This is a genomic window from Streptomyces sp. NPDC015131, from assembly GCF_043079975.1.
Taxonomy (GTDB): Bacteria; Actinomycetota; Actinomycetes; order Streptomycetales; family Streptomycetaceae; genus Streptomyces.
Map to the genome: position 1 here is coordinate 237,237 of NZ_JBIBVB010000003.1, position 19,380 is coordinate 256,616.

At 74.9% G+C, this 19,380-nt stretch carries 16 protein-coding genes; 7 read left to right on the plus strand and 9 right to left on the minus strand.

What is annotated here, in order from left to right; translation table 11 throughout:
• Genes ACF08D_RS12440 through ACF08D_RS12450 form a run of 3 tightly spaced genes read right to left on the minus strand, consistent with a single transcriptional unit; the run spans nt 1 to nt 3,778 of the window.
• Entirely contained in the window at nt 1-411 is a 411-nt protein-coding gene (locus tag ACF08D_RS12440; protein WP_392222561.1) for a DUF742 domain-containing protein, read from the minus strand.
• On the minus strand, nt 408-917 hold the full coding sequence (locus tag ACF08D_RS12445; RefSeq protein ID WP_392222562.1) for a roadblock/LC7 domain-containing protein: 510 nt from the start codon (nt 915-917) through the stop codon (nt 408-410). Before ACF08D_RS12445 ends, ACF08D_RS12440 begins: the two co-directional genes overlap by 4 nt.
• Nucleotides 914-3,778, minus strand: coding sequence for a nitrate- and nitrite sensing domain-containing protein (locus ACF08D_RS12450; RefSeq protein WP_392222563.1), 2,865 nt, complete (start codon nt 3,776-3,778; stop codon nt 914-916). The genes ACF08D_RS12445 and ACF08D_RS12450 overlap by 4 nt, the downstream gene beginning before the upstream one ends.
• A gap of 368 nt (nt 3,779-4,146) precedes the next feature.
• Between ACF08D_RS12450 and ACF08D_RS12455 the strand changes: the two genes are divergently transcribed.
• Nucleotides 4,147-4,923, plus strand: coding sequence for a hypothetical protein (locus ACF08D_RS12455; protein WP_392222564.1), 777 nt, complete (start codon nt 4,147-4,149; stop codon nt 4,921-4,923).
• Nucleotides 4,924-4,987: 64 nt separating this feature from the next.
• Here ACF08D_RS12455 and ACF08D_RS12460 read toward each other — a convergent pair whose 3' ends face one another.
• The 3 genes from ACF08D_RS12460 to ACF08D_RS12470 all read right to left on the minus strand — a co-directional run bounded on the left by ACF08D_RS12460 (nt 4,988) and on the right by ACF08D_RS12470 (nt 9,414).
• Complete coding sequence (locus ACF08D_RS12460; RefSeq protein ID WP_392222565.1) at nt 4,988-5,899, minus strand: hypothetical protein; 912 nt, start codon at nt 5,897-5,899, stop codon at nt 4,988-4,990.
• Between the two features lie 105 nt (nt 5,900-6,004).
• Complete coding sequence (locus ACF08D_RS12465) at nt 6,005-6,499, minus strand: MarR family winged helix-turn-helix transcriptional regulator (protein WP_392222566.1); 495 nt, start codon at nt 6,497-6,499, stop codon at nt 6,005-6,007.
• A gap of 128 nt (nt 6,500-6,627) precedes the next feature.
• The gene (locus ACF08D_RS12470) at nt 6,628-9,414 is read right to left on the minus strand and encodes a M4 family metallopeptidase (protein WP_392222567.1); all 2,787 of its coding nucleotides are present in this window, start codon (nt 9,412-9,414) and stop codon (nt 6,628-6,630) included.
• A gap of 182 nt (nt 9,415-9,596) precedes the next feature.
• Between ACF08D_RS12470 and ACF08D_RS12475 the strand changes: the two genes are divergently transcribed.
• Together ACF08D_RS12475 and ACF08D_RS12480 are read left to right on the plus strand one after the other, a co-directional pair.
• A complete protein-coding gene (locus ACF08D_RS12475; RefSeq protein WP_392222568.1) occupies nt 9,597-10,592 on the plus strand; it encodes a helix-turn-helix domain-containing protein in 996 nt (331 codons plus the stop codon).
• Nucleotides 10,593-10,638: 46 nt separating this feature from the next.
• Nucleotides 10,639-11,433 (plus strand): trypsin-like serine peptidase, encoded by a 795-nt coding sequence (locus ACF08D_RS12480; protein ID WP_392222569.1) that lies wholly within the window; start codon nt 10,639-10,641, stop codon nt 11,431-11,433.
• A gap of 88 nt (nt 11,434-11,521) precedes the next feature.
• Here the strand turns inward: ACF08D_RS12480 and lon are convergent, their stop codons facing one another.
• Nucleotides 11,522-13,930, minus strand: coding sequence for an endopeptidase La (gene lon / locus ACF08D_RS12485; RefSeq protein WP_392222570.1), 2,409 nt, complete (start codon nt 13,928-13,930; stop codon nt 11,522-11,524).
• A 125-nt stretch (nt 13,931-14,055) separates the two neighbouring features.
• On the opposite strand from lon, the gene ACF08D_RS12490 reads away from it, so the two are divergent.
• The gene (locus ACF08D_RS12490) at nt 14,056-14,853 is read left to right on the plus strand and encodes a nucleotidyltransferase (protein WP_392222571.1); all 798 of its coding nucleotides are present in this window, start codon (nt 14,056-14,058) and stop codon (nt 14,851-14,853) included.
• Nucleotides 14,854-14,991: 138 nt separating this feature from the next.
• On the opposite strand, the gene ACF08D_RS12495 is transcribed toward ACF08D_RS12490, so the two are convergent.
• Nucleotides 14,992-15,531, minus strand: coding sequence for a hypothetical protein (locus tag ACF08D_RS12495; protein WP_392222572.1), 540 nt, complete (start codon nt 15,529-15,531; stop codon nt 14,992-14,994).
• Nucleotides 15,532-15,733: 202 nt separating this feature from the next.
• Nucleotides 15,734-16,477, minus strand: a complete 744-nt coding sequence (locus tag ACF08D_RS12500; protein ID WP_392222573.1) for a rhomboid-like protein — start codon at nt 16,475-16,477, stop codon at nt 15,734-15,736.
• A gap of 184 nt (nt 16,478-16,661) precedes the next feature.
• Here ACF08D_RS12500 and ACF08D_RS12505 point away from each other — a divergent pair, with 184 nt between their 5' ends.
• From ACF08D_RS12505 to ACF08D_RS12515, 3 genes are all read left to right on the plus strand, one after another.
• On the plus strand, nt 16,662-17,411 hold the full coding sequence (locus ACF08D_RS12505; RefSeq protein WP_392222574.1) for a spermidine synthase: 750 nt from the start codon (nt 16,662-16,664) through the stop codon (nt 17,409-17,411).
• 82 nt (nt 17,412-17,493) lie between these two features.
• A complete protein-coding gene (locus ACF08D_RS12510) occupies nt 17,494-18,231 on the plus strand; it encodes a response regulator transcription factor (protein WP_392222575.1) in 738 nt (245 codons plus the stop codon).
• Entirely contained in the window at nt 18,228-19,316 is a 1,089-nt protein-coding gene (locus ACF08D_RS12515) for an ATP-binding protein (protein ID WP_392222576.1), read from the plus strand. The genes ACF08D_RS12510 and ACF08D_RS12515 overlap by 4 nt, the downstream gene beginning before the upstream one ends.
• Nucleotides 19,317-19,380 lie beyond the last annotated feature (64 nt).

The window sequence follows — 19,380 nt, forward strand, 5'->3', positions numbered from 1 at the left end:
TCAGAGACGGCGGAGGCCACTCAGCACCCTTTCGAGCAGTGCGCGGTCGGGCTGGCCGGTGCCGTGACCGGTGCCGTACACGCGGATCCTCCCCTGGTCGGCCAGGTCGCTGAGCAGCACCCGGACCACGCCCAGCGGCATCTTCAGCAGGGCGGAGATCTCGGCGACCGTCCGCATGCGGCGGCAGATCTCCACGATGGCCCGCATCTCCGGCATGACGCGGGGCCCGGCGCCGCCGTTCGCCAGCTCCTTGCGCTCCTCGGGGGCCTCCAGCGCCGCGACGAACGTCTCGACGAGCAGGACGTGGCCGAAGCGGGTGCGCCCGCCGGTGAGCGAGTAGGGCCGGACGCGGGCGGGACGGCGCCCGCCACCCCGGACCGGCAGCCGGCCGGCGGCGGACACGGACGTCATACGGCACTCTCCATCGACTTGCGCAGCTCGCTGCGGAGTTCGGGCGTGAGCACGTGTCCGGCGCGGCCGACGAAGAGCGCCATGTGGTACGCGACGACGCTCATGTCGCAGTCCGGCGTGGCGTGCACGCCGAGGAGGGAGCCGTCGCTGATGGACATGACGAAGACGCTGCCCTCCTCCATGGCGACCATGGTCTGCTTGACGCCGCCGCCGTCCATGAGCTTGGCGGCGCCGATGGTGAGGCTGCCGATGCCGGAGACGATCGTGGCGAGGTCGGCCGCGGCGCCACGCGGTCCGTCGGACCGGGCCGGCCCGGCCGGCTCGCCGCTCCCCCGGCCGGCCGGGTCGGAGGAGAGCAGCAGCAGTCCGTCGGACGAGACGACCGCGACGGACCGGACTCCTGGCACCTCCTCGACCAGGTTGCCGAGCAGCCAGTGCAGGTTCTTCGCCTCGCTGCTCAGGCCGAACGCCGCCGTGCCGGTGGTACTGCCGGTCCTCGCACTCAACTCCGTGCCTCCTCGACTGTGTCCCCCGTCTCTTCGGTGCGTACGTCCTCGGTCCGTGCCGTGCCGTCCCCCGCGCCGGTCCGCGCGGTGCCCTCCGCGTCCCCTGCCCCGATCTCGGCCTCGGCGTCGCGGCGGCCGTCCTTGGCGCCCTGGTGGAAGCCGCCGAGCCGGCGCCGCAGCGCCTCGGCGTCGATGCCGCCGGTGCGCTCGGCGCGCGGGGCGGAGGGCTCCACGACCTTGGGCGTCCGCTTGGGCAGCCCCTTGTCGGTCACCCGCTCCCACTTGGGCTCCCGGTCGCGGGGCTCGGCGGGCTCGGCCGCGGTCTCGTCGGCGCGGGTGTGCGCCTCCGGCTCGGGCTCGGGGGCGCGGGGGGCGCGGACCTGGAGGGTGGTCTCGGGTCCGGCGGGCGCGCCGGTGTCCCCGCCCGCCCCGGGGCCGCTCTCCGCGTCGGGCGCGGTCTCGGCGTCGGGCGCGGTCTCGGCGTCCGGGGCGGCCGTCTCCGGAGCCGTCTCCGGGTCCGGGGCCGTCTCGGCGTCCGGGGCCGTCTCGGGCTGCTGTACGGACTCCTGTACAGGCTCCTGTCCGGACTCCTGTACAGGCTCCTGTACGGGCTCCGCCGGGGCGGCCCGCAGGGCGGCCTCCGCCGCGGCCACCAGGGGGTCGGCGGCGGTCCTGGCACCCGGCAGGGTGTTGGAGTTGGCCTCGGCGACCGACCCGGGCAGGGTCAGCGCCGGGGCCGTACCGGCGAGGTCCACGGACGGCGGCGCGGAGACGGGCGGGGCCTTGGGCAGCAGGCTCGGCGGGAGCACGGCGACCGCCGTCACCCCGCCCTGCTTCTGGTCCCGCAGCTGGACCCGCACCCCGTGCCGCGCCGCGAGCAGCGCGGTCACGCGCAGGCCGAGGCCCTCGCCGTCGGTGTCCGCGGCGGTGTCCGGGTCCGGGTCGGCGTCCGCCAGGCGGGCGTTCAGCTCGTCGAGCCGGCCCTCGGTCATCCCTATGCCCTCGTCCTCGACGGAGAGCATCACCTCGCCGCTCTCCAGCGTCCAGCCGGACAGCCGGACCTTGGCGTCCGGCGGCGAGAACGACGTGGCGTTCTCCAGCAGTTCGGCGAGGAGGTGGCTCAGGTCGTCGGCGGCGAACCCGGCGACGTAGGCGTGCGGCGGCAGCGACTGGATGGTGACCCGCTCGTAGCGCTCGATCTCGCTGACGGCGGCGCGCGCCACGTCGACCAGCGGGACCGGGCCCTGGTGGGTGTGGCCGTGCTCGTGGCCGGCGAGCACCAGGAGGTTCTCGCTGTGCCGGCGCATGACGGTGGCCATGTGGTCGAGCTTGAACAGGGTGGCGAGCCGCTCCGGGTCCTGCTCCCGCTCCTCCAGCTTCTCGATGACGGCGAGCTGCCGTTCGACGAGGCCCAGGGTGCGCAGGGAGAGGTTGACGAAGGTGTGGGTGACGCTGCCCCGCAGGGCCTCCAGCTGGGCGACGGTCTCGGCGGTCCGGTCGCGCAGCTCGGCGCGGCGGGCGGCGAGTTCGGCGGTGAGGGCCTCGCGGTCGGCGGTGGCGCCGGTCTTCTCGGCCTCCAGCCGGGCAGCGCGGGCGCCGAGGTCGCGCACCGTGCCGTGCAGGGTGTTGAGGGAGCGTACGACCTGGGCGAACTCGTCGTTGCGGCCGGTGAAGCGGACCGGCTCCTCGGTCTCGGGGGCCTCCGCGAGCCGGGCGGCGCCGATGCGCAGGACGGCGAGCGGGCGGGTGAGGGTGCGGGCGACGGCGGTGGAGACGGCGATCGCGACGATGAGGCAGCCGCCGAGGACGGCGATGCTCAGTTCGAGCGCGGTGACGTCGTCGTCGCGCAGCCGCTCCATGCGGCGCACCTCGGCGGTGGCGAGGGAGGACTCGACGCCCCGCATCTGCTCGACGCGGGCGGTGAGGGCCGCGCGGAGCCTGGCCGGGTCGGTCTCCCGTTCGGCCTCGGACAGTTCGGGCCGGTCGGTGAGGCGGGCGAGGGAGGTCTCGGCGCTCTTGACCTCGGGGCCGGTGACCGTGGCGGCGAGGGAGTCGCGGGCGTCGGGCGGGGCGGCCTGGTCGAAGTCGGCGAGGGCGGCCTGTTCGCGGACGCGGGACACCTGGGCGGCGGCGCTCAGCGCGTCGCGGGTGCGGTCGGCGGCGTCGCCGGCCGGGTCCTCGGGGGTGACGTAGCGGCCGGTGAGCGGGTCGTAGACCGGTTCGGCGTCCTTGGAGGCGGGGACGGCGAGCGCCCCGAGCAGCAGGCCGCGGGTGGCGGACGCCTGGTCGACGGCGTGGCCCAGTTCGGTGAGGGCCCGGGTGCCGGCGCCCGCCTCGGCGGCGCGGGCGGGGGTCTTGTCGGCCAGTTCGGCGGACAGGGCCTGGAGGGCGGTGATGATCTCGGTGTAGGCCCGGTGGGCCTCCAGGGCGGTGCCCTTGCCGGTGAGGGCGGAGCGCCGGACGGCGGAGAGGCCGGCCAGGTCGCGGCGGAGGTCGGCGGGGGCGTCGGCGCGGATCTCGTCGATCTGCCGGTCGACGCGGGCCCGGTGGGCGGCGCCGATGCCGGGGCCGGCCTTCCGGTCGCGGCCGGCGGCGATGTAGGTGGTGGCCTCGTCGCGCTCGTCGGCGAGGGAGTGGGCGAGGGTGACGGCCTGCCGGTTCAGCTCGGCGAGGGTGACCAGCCGCTGGGAGTCGTTGAGTTCGCCGGAGGCGGTGAGGACGGCCGGGGCGCCCGCCCCGAGGACGGTGATACCGACCAGGGCGACGCCGATGACGAGCCGGCTGCGTACGCGTACGCGGCGGCCGCCCGGTGCCTGGGGGTCGCCGGGAGTCTCACTGCGCTTCTGCACCGGTGCTCGCATTCTTGAACTCGTCCGCCCATGAGACAGAGGTGACGACCGGTCACGTCTGCGATCAGCCCCTCAACCCCTGGTACGGCTCTCGACCTTCCCAGGCTGCTGTTGAGGGGGACGTACGTCGGCCACTCCGCCACCCGAACGAGTGAACAACACTCCGGAGTTGGCGAACAACTCGTGCGGTCCCCCGTCCGGCGGGCGCGCGGGGGGACGGGTTGAAAGATCGACCGCCGCTTTGGCAGGATGCCCGCCCGCACCGGCGCGGAGGGTCCGCTTCCGGCGCTCGCCCGGGCGCCGGCCCGCCCGTGACCTGCCCGTACAGGGGTGTTCCCGCCATTCGTTGGCGCGGTGAAGAAGTCATGCAGACTGGGCGCATGCAGACCGAGATCTCCTCCGTCCCCGGTGCGCCGGAACGCCCCAACGAGGACTGGGCGTCGGTGGTCGTTCCCGCGTCCGGCCAGGGCGGGGCGCTGGTGGTGCTGGACGGGGTCACCCCGCCGGTCGACGACGACGGTTGTGTGCACTCGGTGCCCTGGTTCACCGCCCGACTGGGCGGCGCGCTGACCGAACTGTCCGCTTCTCGCCCGGATCTGACGCTGGCCGGGATCCTGGCGGACGCAATCCGGCGCACCGCGGATGTTCACCGCGACAGCTGTGACCTTTCTCACATCCGTACGCCGCAGGCGACGGTGGTCATGGCGCGCTGGGACGCCGTGGACGTCGAGTACCTGGTGCTGGCCGACTCGGTGCTGCTGCTCCGGTCGCCGGAGGGGGCGGTACGGGCGGTGGTGGACGACCGGCTCGACCGGCTGCCGCCCGGTTCGCTGGCGTCGCACGAGATCGCCGACACCACCGTGCGGAACAAGGAGGGCGGCTTCTTCACCGCGGCGGCCGACCCGTCGGTGGCCGCGCGGGCGGTCACCGGCCGGGTCCCGGCGGCCGAGGTGCGCGCGCTGGTCGCCCTGACGGACGGGGCGACCCGCTGGACGGAGGTCTTCGGCAGGGGCGACTGGGCGGACTGCTGCGCGGTGGTGGCCAAGGAGGGCCCGCGCGGGCTGATCGCCCGGGTCCGGGAGCTGGAGGCGTCGCCCTCGTACGCGTACCGCTGGAAGCGGCACGACGACGCGACGGTGGTCCACGTCGAGCTGTGAGGGCGCCGCCCTCGGCCCCCGGGCCGCACCCGGCCGACCGGGGAACCCCCCGGCCCGCACCCGGTCAGGGGCGGCAGGCGTCCGTGGCGGCGAGCGAGCCGCCCGCGTTCTCGTCATCCGTGCCGACGACACCCGCGCGGGAGCCGGGCAGGCACGCCAGGGCCTCGATCTTGTGGCCGGGGAAGGTGGCGAGCCGGCGTGGGGCGCGGCCGGCGGTCAGCCGGACCCGGTCGCCGGGGCCGGCCGCCACCCGGCCCGCGTCGTAGAGGGCCGAGTCGTAGGGGCCGTCGTCGCCCGGGTCGGACGCCGAGGAGACGGTCACCCGGCCGGACGGGGAGACCTCCACGTCGGAGACGTGCCGGACGTCCGCAGCCGGGTAGGGCACGCGGAACTCCGCGGAGGTGCGCGGGCCGAAGGTGTTGTCGCGCGGGTCCCAGGCGGCGGCGGACAGGGTCGCCGGGCGGTCGTCCTGGCCCCGGTCGGCCCACACCGCGAGGAGCCTCCCGCCCCGCGCGGGGGCCAGGGCGAAGCCCTCGTAGTTGTCGCCGGCCGCGATGCCGGGGACCGGGAAGGCGGCCAGCACGCGCGCGTGGTCCCCGTCCCAGTGGAGGCGGTACGCGGTCCCCGCGCTGGACAGGGCGACGTACTCGTGGGGGCGGCCGGGGACGGCGTCGATCGCCTCCAGGTCCACCGGCTGCGCCCCGGCCCAGGCCACCGGCCGCTGCCAGGTGCGGTCGCCGGGCCGGTGGCGCAGGGCCACCAGCCGGTTCTCGCCGGGCTTCTTGTTGTCGCGTACGGCGAGCAGGTCGGCCGTCCCGTGGCGGACCCCGGCGACGGCGAGGCCGCTGATGCCGGAGGTGATGCCGTCGCCCACCCGCTCCCACCGCGCCTCCGGGGCGGCGCCCGGGGCGGCGGGGGTGGCTGTGGCGAGGAGGGCGGCGCCCGCGAGGACGGCGCCGAGTGCGTTTTTGATCATCGGTCGATGATGAAGGGGAAGGGGCACTTCCGGCCACCGGCGGGCCGTTGTGGAGTTCGCAAAGAACTCCTGTGGGCCACGCAAAGAGCCCGCCCGCGCGCGGTGTCAGCCCTCGTCGGAGGTGTTGAGCCGGTGCAGCAGCCGGGCCAGCTCGGCCACTTCGGCGCGGTCCCAGCCGGCCATCTTGCGCACATAGCGGGCGCGGCGGGCGTCGCGCACCCGCCGGAACCGGCCGCGGCCCTCGTCGGTGAGCCGCACCAGGGAGGCACGCCCGTCCGCGGGGTCGGGGGCGCGGGCCACCAGTCCGAGGTCCTCCAGGGCGCGCAGCTGGCGGCTCATGGTGGCCTTGCCGACGCCGAAGTACCCGGCCAGTTCGGTGGCGCGCTGGGTGCCGGCCTCCTCCAGGCGGACGAGCAGGCCGTAGGCGGCGGGCTCCAGCTCGGGGTGGACCTGGCGGGCCATCTCCCCGGACGAGGCGCGGGCGCGGCGCAGGAAGACCGCCAGTTCCCGTTCCAGGGCGAGGAACTCGTGGTCCCCGGCCGGGTCTCCGCCCCGGCCCTCGTCGGTCGGCGCGTCACCGCCCGTACGGCTTTCCTGCACCTCAGCACCCCTCGTACGCGTGTCCCGGCTCGGCGGGTCCAGTATTTCGCACGTGACGGGCGCGGCCGGCCGCGCCGCGTGGAGCCCCCCGGCGCCGGGGCGCCGGGGGGCTGGTGCCGCGAGGGGTGTCAGGCGCAGCGGCCGGCGGGGCGGGTGCGGGTGACGAGGTTCGTCCAGCCCGTGGTGCCGTCGATCCAGACGACCTGGGTGCCCGAGACGGCCGCCGGGGAGAGCTGCTCGCCGCGGTTGCAGGAGACCCGCTCCTGGCGGGAGCCGTCGGTGGTGAACTGCCAGTTCTTCGGCAGCGTCTCGTTGCGGTACGCGGTGTCCGGCAGGGTCGCGTTGACCGTGACGGCGGTCTCCGAGACGGTCAGGTCGGAGGCGATCAGCGCGCCCGGCTTGTGCTCGGGGCTGATGTCGTACGCGCCGGTGCCGTCGAGGTTGGCGCGGCGGATGCCCATCTGGCCGTCGTCGGTGGCGTCCTGCTCGGTGAGCCAGAAGACGTGGCTGCCGTTGATGCCGGTCTGCCCGAGGGTCTGCGGCTCGTCGAGCCGCTCGGTCAGGGTCTTCTTCCCGGTCTTCAGGTCGAGGATCTCCACTCCGAGCCGGTAGTCGCCGCCCTCCGGGTAGAGCTTGGCGTAGGCGATCCTGCCGTGGGCGATGGACGGGAGCGCGGTGAGGACCTCGTCGCTGTTGCCGTCCACGTAGGTGGGCGCGGTGTCGCCCGGGCGCAGGTGGACGACGTGGCGGGTGAAGAAGCCGAGCGTCTCGAAGACGGTGACGCCGTTCTCGACGCGCAGCCCGGCGACGTCGTCACTGGTGGACGAGTGCAGCTTCTTGATGGGCCCGCCCGCGAGCGGCCGGGACAGCACGTCCACGCTGGCCGGCCCGTAGGCCGCCCAGACGACGGTCTTGCCGTCGGTGGCCGGGTTGACGTGGTAGCGGCCGTCGTTGGGGCTGATGAGCTTGGGGGCGCCCTTGCCGTCCGCGCGGCCGGCGTAGACGGAGTACGGCTCGGTGCCGTCGTCGTTGGACTTGGCGGCCGTCCACCAGCCGCCGCCCGCCTGCACCGAGGTGCCGGTCACGTTCAGCTTCCCGAACAGCTCGTCGGAGTCGACGCCGAGGGCCTGCTCCCAGCCGGGGACCACGCCGTGGGCGTTGAAGGAGCGCTTGACGGTGGCGAGCCGCTGCCCGGTGACGCCCAGGTCCTTCGCCGCGGCGAGGACCGCGTTGCGGCCGTCGGTGAAGCCGTCCAGCGGGGTCATGTACTCGGTCAGCGCCTTGTAGACGATCCGGTCGGCCGTCTCGGCTCCGAGGTCCTGGCGCATGTCCCACAGGGCGCCGGAGAAGATGGTGGAGTTGAGGTGGACGCCGCCGTTGTCGGTGGCGAAGGTGGCGCCGAGGAAGCTCCGGGAGGTGGTGGCGCCGTCGTTGAGGTCGCGCAGCGCGCAGACGCGGGGCGCCGAGGTGCGGCAGAGGTCCTCGCCGATCAGGCCCGCGTCCGGGTGGTCCATCGCGATGCCGGACTCGGTGACGTCGATGGCGTTGCCGAAGTAGTCGGCGACGGCCTCGTTGAGGGCGCCGGACTGGCCCGCGTACACCAGGTTGGCGCTGTTCTCGACGACGCCGTGCGTCATCTCGTGGCCGACGACGTCGAGGTCGGCCGAGAGCGGCTTGTAGTCGGAGTCGCCGGAGCCGTACACCATCTTGGTGCCGTCCCAGAAGGCGTTGACGTACGGCATGCCGAACTGGGTGACGCCGACCAGGGAGTTCACCGCCGAGCCGCGGCCGTCGAGGCCGTCCCGGCCGTGGCGCTCCTTGTAGTAGTCGTAGACCTGGCCGGCCGCCCAGTGGGCGTCGACGGCGCCGGAGTCGGTGGCGTCCTGGCCGAACCGGGCGGTCGGCGAGGAGAACTCCTTCAGGCCGGCGGGCCAGCCGCCGAGCACCTCGTAGACGTCCTTGTCGCGGGCGTCCCAGGTGGTGAGGGCGTTCTTGCTGCTCGCGGCCATCCGGGCGTGGTCGGCCAGCACGTACCGGTCGTCGGCCGCCTTGCGCACCCCCAGGTCGACCGTGGTGCCGTCGAGGAGGGTGCCGCTGCCGGTGGTGCCGGGGTGCGGGGCGGGGTCGCCGTCCGCCGCGGCCTTCGGCGGGGTGCCGGTGGCGTCCTGGTCCGGGGCGATCGTCTTGATGCCGCTGTACTGGAGCACCGGGAACCCGGCCCGGGCGTCGACGTACACGTGCTGGAGCACGGGGGCGCCGGTCGCCGGGTGGGTGCCGCGCACGGTGATGTGGTGGGTCAGCACGCCCTCGCCGCGCGGGACGACCACCAGGCCGCCGGCGGTGCCGCGCAGCGGCTGCTCGCGCTCGGCGGCGCGCCGCGCGTCGGTGAGCGCCAGCCGGTGCCCGCCGAGCCGCGCCTGGGTCGCGGCGACGGCGCGCCGGACGGCGGTCGCCTCGGAGACGGCCGGGGTCACGCCGGTGGTGAGGCCGGTGAAGTACTTGCCCGAGGTGCCGGTGACGACCCGTTCGCCGCCCTTGTGCTCCATGCGCACCACGTACTGCCCGCCGAGGACCGGCACGCCCTTGTGCTTCTGCTGGAGCCGTACGGTCTCCTCGGTGCCGCGCTTCAGGGTCTGTACGGGGGCGAGATCGCGCCCCGGTTCGGCGATCTTGTACCGGCTCTCCTTGGCGGCCAGGTGTCCCCGCGCCGCGTCCGCCGGGCTCGCCTTCGCGTCCGCCGCCTCCCGGATGCCGTCGACGAGCGCGGGGGTCGCGGTGCGCGCCCCCGGGATGACGTCGGCGGGCGGTTCCGCGGCCGGCGGGGTCGCCGCCGAGGCCGGAACCGCGGTGATGAGGAGCCCGGCGGCGGCGAGCAGGGCCGCCGCGCGGGCCGTGGCCCGTATGCCGGATCTCACCGATTGCGTGTCGGGCGTGCTGGGTTCGCGCACAGTCCGTATCCCTCCCACGTGCTGGTCAGCCGTTCAGGTGGTCATGGCCATGCAATAGCTGGGGCTGCGGTGCGGCAATGGACCGGGAGCGTTGAGAAGTGGACACGCACACTTGTGTGTCCTGTGAAGGCGGAGTGAGAATCCCACGCATGATCCAGGGAGAACTGACCACTCTCGGCCTGGGCAGGACCGAGGAGCGCGCCTATGAGGCGCTGCTGAAGGAACAGGCGGACGGGGCGGACGAGTTGGCGCGACTGCTGGACCTGCCGCGCGAGCGGCTGGACGCGGCGCTGGACCGGCTCGTCGAGCACGGTTTCGCCCGGCCGCCCGACCCTCGCGGTGAACGTGACGCCCTTCCGCACCCTGCCGCACCCGCCGCCGCCATCCGTACGCTCATCCACCGCCGCCAGGCCGAACTGCACCTGCGCTCGGCCGAGTTGGCCCGGCTGCGGCTGGCGGCGGACCGGCTGGCGGAGGACACCGCCGCGCCCGGCGGCGAGGGGGGCCGCGTCGAGGTGGTGACCGGCCCCCGGGACATCGCCGAGCGGGCCGCGCGGCTCCTCGACGGCGCGGAGCGGGAGGTGGTGGTGCTCGACCGGCCGCCCTTCACCGCGCTGGACGTCGAGTCGCTGCTGGCCCGGGGCGTACGGGTGCGGGCGGTGCTGGACCGGGCCGGGCTCGCCGACCCCGGGCGGGTCCGCGCGCTGACCGGCCTGGTGGGGCGCGGGCTGCTGCTGCGCGTCGCCCCGGACGTCCCGGCCCGGCTCGTCGCGGTGGACCGGCGCGTCACGCTGCTGCCCCCGGCGGACGCGGCCGGGCCCCGGGCGGCCGCGCTGGTGATCGGGGACGCGCTGCTGTGCGGGGCGCTGCTCCCGCTGTTCGAGGCGGTGTGGGAGCGGGCCGCGCCGCTGGGCGAGGGGGACGGCGGGGACGGCGCGCCGGGTGGGGGCGGCCTGCCGGGGGCGCAGCGGGAGCTGCTGGAGCTGCTCGCGGCGGGCCACAAGGACGAGGCGATAGCCCGCCGGCTGGGCGTCCATGTGCACACCGCCCGGCGGCGGATCAGCCTGCTGCTGGAGTCGCTGGGCGCGCGGACCCGGTTCCAGGCGGGGGCGCGGGCGTCGTCGCGCGGCTGGCTGGACGGGTGACGGGGCGGCCCGCGGCGCCCCGGGGCGAGGGGTGAGGATGGGCGGTATGCGCAGGAGGACACTGCCGGCCGTCGCCGTCGTCACCGCCCTGGCGGCCCTCACCGGCTGCGGGGGCGCGCCCCGGGCCGCCCCCGGCCGGGACGCCGGGGCGAGCGGGCCGCCCCCGGCGCGCCCGGCGCCGCAGCGGTCGGCGGTGCCGTCCGCCGGGCTGCCGTGGGTCGGGGTGCTCCTCGGCGAGGACGGCCACTGGTGCACCGCGAGCGTGGTCGACAGCCCGCGCGGCAACGTCGTCGCCACGGCCGCGCACTGCGTGTACGGGGACGGCTCGGCCGCCACCGGGTTCTCGTTCGCGCCCGGGTACCGGGGCCGGGCGGCCCGGCCCGCCCCGTACGGCACGTGGAAGGTCCGCGCGGTGCGGGTGGACGACGCCTGGCGGGCGGCCGGGGACGACGCGGACGCCCATGACGTCGCGTTCCTGGTGGTGGAGCCGGACGCCCGGGGGCGGGCGGTGCAGGACGTGGTGGGCGCGGCGCGGCCGGAGTGGACGTCGGGGCCGCGGCGGCGCGTGACGGTGACCGGCTACCCCAACCGGGACCGCAACCCGTCCGACGGGCCCGTCGCGTGCACCACGGACACCCGCGAGGACCCGGACCTGGCCGGCTCCGTGGTGATGGAGTGCGACGGCTTCTTCGACGGCACCAGCGGCAGCCCGTGGCTGGCCGGCGGCCGGCTGATCGGCGTCCTGAGCGGCGGGGAGACCGACCGGGAGTCCACGGCGGTCCTCTTCGGCGCCACGGCCCGGGCGCTGTACGACGAGGCGGTACGCGCCTCCGGCAGCTGAAGCCGCGGCCCCGCCGCCCGCCCCGCCGCCCGTCCCGGATCGGAACGGGCGGCGGGAACGGGCGGACGGGCGGGCGGGGCGGCGGGGGTCAGGCGGCCAGCGGGACCTCCGTGGTCGCCGGGGCGAGCGCCAGCTCCAGCACCTGGCGGACGTCGGTGACCGCGTGGACCTCCAGCCCGTCGAGGATCTCGGCGGGGACGTCGTCCAGGTCCGCCTCGTTCCGCTTGGGGATGACCACCGTGGTGATCCCCGCCCGGTGCGCGGCCAGCAGCTTCTGCTTGACGCCGCCGATCGGCAGCACCCGCCCGGTCAGCGACACCTCGCCGGTCATCGCGACGTCCGTACGGACCAGGCGGCCCGACAGCAGGGAGGCGAGCGCCGTCGTCATGGTGATGCCCGCGCTGGGGCCGTCCTTGGGCACCGCGCCGGCCGGGAAGTGGATGTGCACGCCCCGGTCCTTGAGGCCGGTGACGGGCAGCTCCAGCTCGGCGCCGTGCGACCGCAGGAAGCTCAGCGCGATCTGCGCGGACTCCTTCATCACGTCACCAAGCTGGCCGGTGAGCGTCAGCCCCGCCGCGCCGGTCTCCGGGTCGGCCAGCGACGCCTCCACGAACAGCACGTCGCCGCCCGCGCCGGTGACCGCGAGCCCGGTGGCGACGCCGGGCACCGAGGTGCGGCGCTCGGCCGGGTCCTGGGCGGACTCGGGCACATGGTGGGGCCGGCCGATCAGGGCGCGCAGGTCGTCGCCGCCGACGGTGAACGGCAGCTCCCGCTCGCCCAGTTCGCTCTGGGCGGCGACCTTGCGCAGCAGCCGGGCGACCGAACGCTCCAGGTTCCGTACGCCCGCCTCGCGGGTGTACTCGCCGGCGAGCCTGCGCAGCGCCGACTCGTCGAGCGTCACCTCGCCCTCCGCCAGGCCGGCCCGCTCCAGCTGGCGCGGGACCAGGTGGTCGCGGGCGATGACCACCTTCTCGTCCTCGGTGTAGCCGTCGAGGCGCACCAGCTCCATCCGGTCGAGCAGGGCCTCGGGGATGGCCTCCAGGACGTTGGCGGTGGCCAGGAACACCACGTCGGACAGGTCGAGTTCGACCTCCAGGTAGTGGTCGCGGAAGGTGTGGTTCTGCGCCGGGTCGAGGACCTCCAGCAGCGCCGCCGCCGGGTCGCCCCGGAAGTCGGAGCCGACCTTGTCGATCTCGTCGAGCAGCACCACCGGGTTCATGGACCCGGCCTCCTTGATGGCCCGCACGATGCGGCCCGGCATGGCGCCCACGTACGTCCGCCGGTGGCCGCGGATCTCCGCCTCGTCGCGTACGCCGCCGAGGGCGACCCGGACGAACTTCCGGCCCATGGCGTGGGCGACCGAGGTGCCCAGCGACGTCTTGCCGACCCCGGGCGGGCCGACCAGCGCGAGCACCGCGCCGCCGCGCCGCCCGCCGACGACGCCCAGGCCCCGGTCGGCGCGCCGCTTGCGCACCGCGAGGTACTCGGTGATGCGCTCCTTGACGTCCTCCAGGCCCGCGTGCTCGGCGTCGAGGATCTCCTTGGCGGCACGGATGTCGTACCCGTCCTCGTCGCGGGTGTTCCACGGCATGTCGAGGACCGTGTCGAGCCAGGTGCGGATCCAGGCGGTCTCCGGGTTCTGGTCGCTGGAGCGCTCCAGCTTGTCGACCTCCTTGAGCGCGGCCTCGCGCACCTTCTCCGGGAGATCGGCGGCCTCGACGCGGGCGCGGTAGTCGTCGGACTCCTCGCCCTCGCCCTCGCCGTTGAGCTCGCGCAGCTCCTTGCGCACGGCGTCGAGCTGGCGGCGCAGCAGGAACTCCCGCTGCTGCTTGTCGACGCCCTCCTGGACGTCCTTGGCGATGGACTCGGCGACGTCCTGCTCGGCGAGGTGCTCGCGCAGCTGCTCGGTGGCGAGCCGCAGCCGGGCGACCGGGTCCTCGGTCTCCAGCAGCTCCACCTTCTGGGTCACCGTCAGGAAGGGCGAGTAGCCGCTGTTGTCGGCGAGCGCGGACACCCCGTCGATCTGCTGGACCCGGTCCACGACCTGCCAGGCGCCGCGCTTCTTGAGCCAGCTGGTGGCCAGCGCCTTGTACTCCTTGACCAGTTCGGCGACCGCGCCGGGCAGCGGGTCGGGCACCGACTCCTCGACGGCGGTCCCCTCGACCCAGAGCGCGGCACCGGGCCCGGTGGTCCCGGCGCCGATCCTCACCCGGCCGCGGCCCCGGATCAGCGCGCCGGGGTCGCCGTCGGAGAGCCGCCCGACCTGCTCGACGGTGCCGAGCACGCCGGTGCCCGCGTATGTCCCGTCGACGCGCGGCACCAGCAGCACCTGGGGCTTGCCCTGCGCCCCCGAGGACCGCGCGGCGGCCTGGGCGGCCTCCACGGCGGCGCGCACCTCGGTGTCGGACAGGTCCAGCGGCACCACCATCCCGGGCAGCACGACCTCGTCGTCGAGCGGCAGCACGGGCAGGGTGAGCGGTGAGGACGTCGAAGCCATGATCTCCCCTTCGGCAGTCAAGTTGAGCTGTACTGACTCAATGCTCATGACTGCCCGGGTGTTCCCCGCGCACTGTTCGCTCTGAGCGATCATCACCGGGCCCTGTGGCGGGGCACAGTGGGCGCATGCCGAACGAGGACGGAACCCTGGCCCGCGAGGGTGCGCTCGACCGCGTACCGGAGGCGTTCGCGCCGGTGGTGGCCGCGGCGCGGGAGCTGACCGGCGGGGCGTTCGCGCCCGGCCGTCTGCACAGCGCCTGTCTGTACGGGAGCATTCCGCGCGGCACCGCGGTGCCCGGGGTCTCCGACCTGGACCTGCTGATCGCGCTGTGCGAGGAGCCGGCGGAGGAGGACCGGGCGGCCGCCGCCGCCCTGGAGGCCGAGCTGGACGGGCGCTTCGACGTGATCGACGGGGCGAGCGCGCTCCTGTTCGGCGTGCCCACGCTGCTGAGCGAGCGGGAGCGGTACGACCTGGGCTTCTTCGTGGCCTGCCTGTGCACCCCGCTGCTGGGCGAGGATCTCGCCGGGCGGCTGCCCCGGTACCGGCCCACCTCGCTGCTCGCCCGCGAGACCAACGGCGACCTCCACCTCCGCCTGCCGCGCTGGCGCCGCCGGCTGGCCGCGGCCGGGACGGACGCCGAACTGGCCCGGCTGGCGCGCGGGGTGGGGCGGCACCTGGTGCGGACCGGTTTCACGCTGGTGATGCCGCGCTTCGGGGACTGGGCGGGCGAGCTGGAGGAGATGGCGGAGGTGTTCGCCGCGTACCACCCGGAGCGGGCGGAGCAGATGCGTACGGCCGTGGCGGTGGGCCGCCGGCCCGGGGACGCGGACCGGGCGGTGCTGGCCGCGCTGATCGACGGCCTGGGGCCGTGGCTGGCGGAGGAGTACCGGGTGGCGCACGGCGTGAAGGCGCCACGCCCCTGACCCGCGCCCCTGACCCGCGCCCGCGCGTGTCCCGCCGCACGCGGCCCCTGCGCAAACGCTCCGGCCCGGGAGCGGCCCTGTGCGGGCGCCCTCCCGGGCCGGAGCGGCGGGCTCGGCGCGTACCGGCGCCGGGGACGCCTACCCGAAGAAGCGGTTCTCGCAGGTCATCGGGATGACGTCGGCGGCGTCGGCGAAGAACGTGTCGTTGGTGCCGCCACCGCAGGTCTCCACGCGGTCGCCGCCCTCGCCGTCACGGACGTTGATGGTGTCGTTGGCCGCGCCGGTCTGGACGAGGTCCCGGCCGTTGCCCGCGTCGATGACGCTGGCCTCGGCCACGCCGACCCGCACCACGTCGTTGCGGTCCCGGAGCATCGCCCGGACCTGGGTGACGGCGGAGAGCGAGCCGCAGACGGCGGAGGTGCCGTCGGTCCCGACGCGGCGGCAGCCGGGGCCGACCTTCAGGCCGGAGGTGTCGCGCACCACCAGCTCGCGGGCCGCGTTGGCGGTGTAGGTGACCCTGTTCTCCACACCGGTACGGGCGTTGAGGGTGACGACCCCGCTGTAGCGGGTCACCGTGGCACCCGGCTCGGCGGACGTCGCCGGCGACGCGAGGACGACGGGGAGGGCCAGGCCCGCGACCAGGGCCGGGACGGCCAGTCGCCTCAGGGTGCTGCTCATGGTCTTCATGCTGCGTGTGTCTCCTTCGATCCACTGGTCCGCTCGACGGGCGCCGGCACCCGGCAGCCACGGCGTCGGTGAACAAGGCGTGAGCAAATATGCACGCTTTGTCCTTATATGGGGTGGAGAAACCCCCGCAGACCGCCTCGTGGCGCGCGAAGTAGTAGACCAATGGCCGAATCCGGACCGGCCGGCGCCCGCCTCAGCCGCGCCGGACCGTCCGGCGGCGCAGCAGCGGCCCGCAGGCGACACCGACGAGCAGCGCCAGCGGGTGGCCCCAATTGGTGAGCGGGTCCTCGAAGGCGAGCAGGTCCTGAAGGAGCATCACCGACACCCAGGCCAGCACCAGGGCGCGCGGCACCGGGCTCAGCAGCCCGGCCAGGGCGCCGACCGACGCCAGCAGCCCGAAGCTGATCCCGTAGTCCAGCCGGTGCAGGGAGGTGTCCGGCAGGTGCCCGGCCAGCACCGCGAGCCCGACGGGTATCTCGGTGGCGAGCGTGGCGACCACGTGCCCCAGCAGGAACACCCCCGCCGTCCGCCACGCCCCGATCCGGCGCTCCAGCGCGGTGAGGACGAAGACGAAGCCGATCGCGTACGGCGAGAAGAGGCCGCCCGCCACCCACAGCGCGCTCGCCACCAGCACCAGCAGCGGGGTGCGCGACAGGTTGTCCACGTCCGTGCTGGAGGCGTGCAGCAGCGAGGTGACGGTCGCGGGGTCGCCGTACTCGGCGTACAGCGAGGTGGCGAGCAGCACCAGGGCGTAACCGAACGTGAAGGGCGTCCCGCCGGGGGTGGGCAGCAGCCGCTCCGGCCGCCATCGCCGCCCCGGCGCCCGCCCGGCGGGCGCGGCGGGGCGCACGCCCGCGCACCGCGGGGCGCGCTGACGGGGGATGCCGTCCAGCGGCCCGGCGCCGTTCCCGGTACCGCGCGTCCGGAGCTGGTGCACGCGAGGCCGCCCTTCCCTGTCGCCGACGAACCCCCGTACCCGCCCCCGGTCCATGCCTGCCCCAGCCAACGCGATCATGCCCGCGCACGTCCATGACCTGCGTCACAGTGGTCAACCCGGGCCCGCCGTCCCGCGTCCCGGAACTCCCGCGCCCCGCTCCCGGGCCCTCGCTACGCTGAGCGCCATGGCTGTGACGACACCGGGGACCCCACCGCCCTTCGACCCGCCCGTGGCGCCCGTGGCGCCCGCGCCGGGGACGCCCGGGACACCGGATGCGCCCGAGACGCTCGACCGCCGGGAGGGGCCCCACGGCGAGGTGGTGCTGAGGCGCCGGGGCGAGGACTTCGAGATCATCGCCAACGGCACCTTCCTGATGGACACCTCCGACGGCCGGTCCGAGCGGCTGCTGATCGACGCGGCGCTCCGGGCGCTCGGCGCCCGGCCGCACCCGGCCGTGCTCGTCGGCGGGCTCGGGGTGGGATTCTCGCTGGCGCACGCCGCCGCCGAGCCTGCCTGGGGGCGGATCGCGGTGGTCGAGCGCGAGGAGGCCGTCATCGACTGGCACCGCTCCGGGCCGCTCGCCCGGATCTCCGGCGAGGCGCTGGCCGACCCGCGCACCGTGCTGGTCCACGGCGACCTGGTCGAGTACGTCCGCAGCTCCCCCGACACCTTCGACGCGCTCTGCCTCGACATCGACAACGGGCCCGGCTGGACGGTCACGGAGGACAACGACAGCCTCTACTCGCCGGCCGGTCTGGCCGCCTGCGCGGCGCGGCTCAACCCCGGCGGTGTGCTCGCCGTCTGGTCCGCCCAGCCCTCCACCGATTTCGAAGAGTCATTGCGGAATGCCGGGTTCAGCGGGGTAAGAACCGAAGAAGTCCCGGTTGCCCGGGGCGTACCGGACGTGGTTCACCTCGCCGTTCGCCCTGCGTAGCCGGGACGCGGTCGGTGCCTTTACGCTGCTGACCGAACACACGGATCTACACGCTCGCGCAGGACGCGACAGGGGCGGGGCGATGGAGCAGACACACACCAGCCACAACGGCACGGCGGTCGCGCCGGGCACACAGCGCCGCGTGCTGGTCGTCGAGGACGACACCACCATCGTCGAGGCCATCTCCGCCCGGTTGCGGGCCGAGGGCTTCCTGGTGCAGACGGCCACCGACGGCCCGTCGGCGGTGGACGCCGCCGAGGCGTGGCAGCCCGACCTCATGGTGCTCGACATCATGCTGCCGGGCTTCGACGGCCTGGAGGTGTGCCGCCGGGTGCAGGCCCAGCGGCCGGTGCCGGTGCTGATGCTGACGGCCCGCGACGACGAGACCGACATGCTGGTCGGCCTCGGGGTCGGCGCCGACGACTACATGACCAAGCCGTTCTCGATGCGGGAGCTGGCGGCCCGGGTGCACGTCCTGCTGCGGCGGGTGGAGCGGGCCACACTGGCCGCCGTCACGCCCCGCAGCGGCATCCTGCGCCTCGGCGAGCTGGAGATCGACCACGCGCAGCGGCGGGTCCGGGTCAAGGGCGAGGACGTCCACCTGACGCCCACCGAGTTCGACCTGCTGGTCTGCCTGGCGAACACGCCCCGCGCGGTGCTCTCCCGCGAGCAGCTGCTGGCGGAGGTCTGGGACTGGGCGGACGCGTCGGGCACCCGGACCGTCGACAGCCACATCAAGGCGCTGCGCCGGAAGATCGGCGCCGAGCGGATCCGGACCGTCCACGGCGTCGGGTACGCGCTGGAGACGCCCGCGCCATGAGAAGGCTCCGGTCCCGGCTGCGCAGGATCTCGATCTCCGTCTCGATCAAGACCAAACTGGGCACGCTCGTCGTCGTCTCGGTCTTCATCACGACCGGCCTGCTGATGGTGGCCCTGCGCACGGAGACCGAGCTGCGGTTCATCACCGTCTTCTCGGTGATCGCCACGCTGCTGATCACCCAGTTCGTGGCGCACGGCCTGACCGCGCCGCTGGACGAGATGAACACGGTGGCGAAGGCCATCTCGCACGGCGACTACACCCGCCGGGTGCGCGGCGCGGGCCGGCGGGACGAGCTGGGCGACCTGGCCTCCACGATCAACCGCATGGCGGACGATCTGGAGGCGGTGGACCGGCACCGCAAGGAGCTGGTGGCGAATGTCTCGCACGAGCTGCGCACCCCGATCGCCGCGCTGCGGGCGGTGCTGGAGAACGTGGTGGACGGGGTGTCCGCCGCCGATCCCGAGACGATGCGCACGGCGCTGAAGCAGATCGAGCGGCTGGGCCGGCTGGTGGAGACGCTGCTGGACCTGTCCCGGCTGGACAACGGTGTCGTGCCGCTCCGGTCGCGGCGCTTCGAGGTGTGGCCGTACCTGTCGGGGGTGCTGAAGGAGGCGAACCTGGCCGCCTCGCAGCGCGGGCTCAGCTCGGGCTCCGGCAACCACACCCGTACCGATGTGCACCTGCACCTCGATGTGTCGCCGCCGGAGCTGACCGCTCACGCCGACAGCGAACGGCTGCACCAGGTGGTGGCCAATCTGATCGACAACGCGGTGAAGCACTCCCCGCCGCACGGCCGGGTCACGGTGCGCGCGCGGCGCGGGCGGCAGCCGGAGTCGCTGGACCTGGAGGTCGTGGACGAGGGGCCGGGCATTCCGGAGTCGGAGCGGCACAAGGTGTTCGAGCGGTTCAACCGGGGCGGGGTCGCCTCGCCGCACGGCCCGGGCGGTGACGGCGGTACGGGCCTGGGCCTGGCGATCGCCCGCTGGGCGGTCGATCTGCACGGCGGGCGCATCGGCGTGGCCGAATCCGCACGCGGCTGCCGGATCCAGGTCACTCTTCCAGGGATCCCCCAGCCGCGGGGTTGACGTAGGGTTCGAACCGGAAGCGCACGTTCTGCGTATCTCCGGGTGGGCCCGCCGGCCCGCCCGT

What these genes read in the sequence shown, in the direction of transcription:
- ACF08D_RS12475 (WP_392222568.1), top strand. Translation starts at nt 9,597, where the DNA reads ATGATCCAGGGAGAACTGACCACTCTCGGCCTGGGCAGGACCGAGGAG.
- ACF08D_RS12460 (WP_392222565.1), bottom strand. Translation starts at nt 5,899, where the DNA reads ATGATCAAAAACGCACTCGGCGCCGTCCTCGCGGGCGCCGCCCTCCTC.
- ACF08D_RS12455 (WP_392222564.1), top strand. Translation starts at nt 4,147, where the DNA reads ATGCAGACCGAGATCTCCTCCGTCCCCGGTGCGCCGGAACGCCCCAAC.
- ACF08D_RS12490 (WP_392222571.1), top strand. Translation starts at nt 14,056, where the DNA reads ATGCCGAACGAGGACGGAACCCTGGCCCGCGAGGGTGCGCTCGACCGC.
- ACF08D_RS12515 (WP_392222576.1), top strand. Translation starts at nt 18,228, where the DNA reads ATGAGAAGGCTCCGGTCCCGGCTGCGCAGGATCTCGATCTCCGTCTCG.
- lon (WP_392222570.1), bottom strand. Translation starts at nt 13,930, where the DNA reads ATGGCTTCGACGTCCTCACCGCTCACCCTGCCCGTGCTGCCGCTCGAC.
- ACF08D_RS12505 (WP_392222574.1), top strand. Translation starts at nt 16,662, where the DNA reads ATGGCTGTGACGACACCGGGGACCCCACCGCCCTTCGACCCGCCCGTG.
- ACF08D_RS12450 (WP_392222563.1), bottom strand. Translation starts at nt 3,778, where the DNA reads ATGCGAGCACCGGTGCAGAAGCGCAGTGAGACTCCCGGCGACCCCCAG.
- ACF08D_RS12440 (WP_392222561.1), bottom strand. Translation starts at nt 411, where the DNA reads ATGACGTCCGTGTCCGCCGCCGGCCGGCTGCCGGTCCGGGGTGGCGGG.
- ACF08D_RS12480 (WP_392222569.1), top strand. Translation starts at nt 10,639, where the DNA reads ATGCGCAGGAGGACACTGCCGGCCGTCGCCGTCGTCACCGCCCTGGCG.
- ACF08D_RS12510 (WP_392222575.1), top strand. Translation starts at nt 17,494, where the DNA reads ATGGAGCAGACACACACCAGCCACAACGGCACGGCGGTCGCGCCGGGC.
- ACF08D_RS12495 (WP_392222572.1), bottom strand. Translation starts at nt 15,531, where the DNA reads ATGAGCAGCACCCTGAGGCGACTGGCCGTCCCGGCCCTGGTCGCGGGC.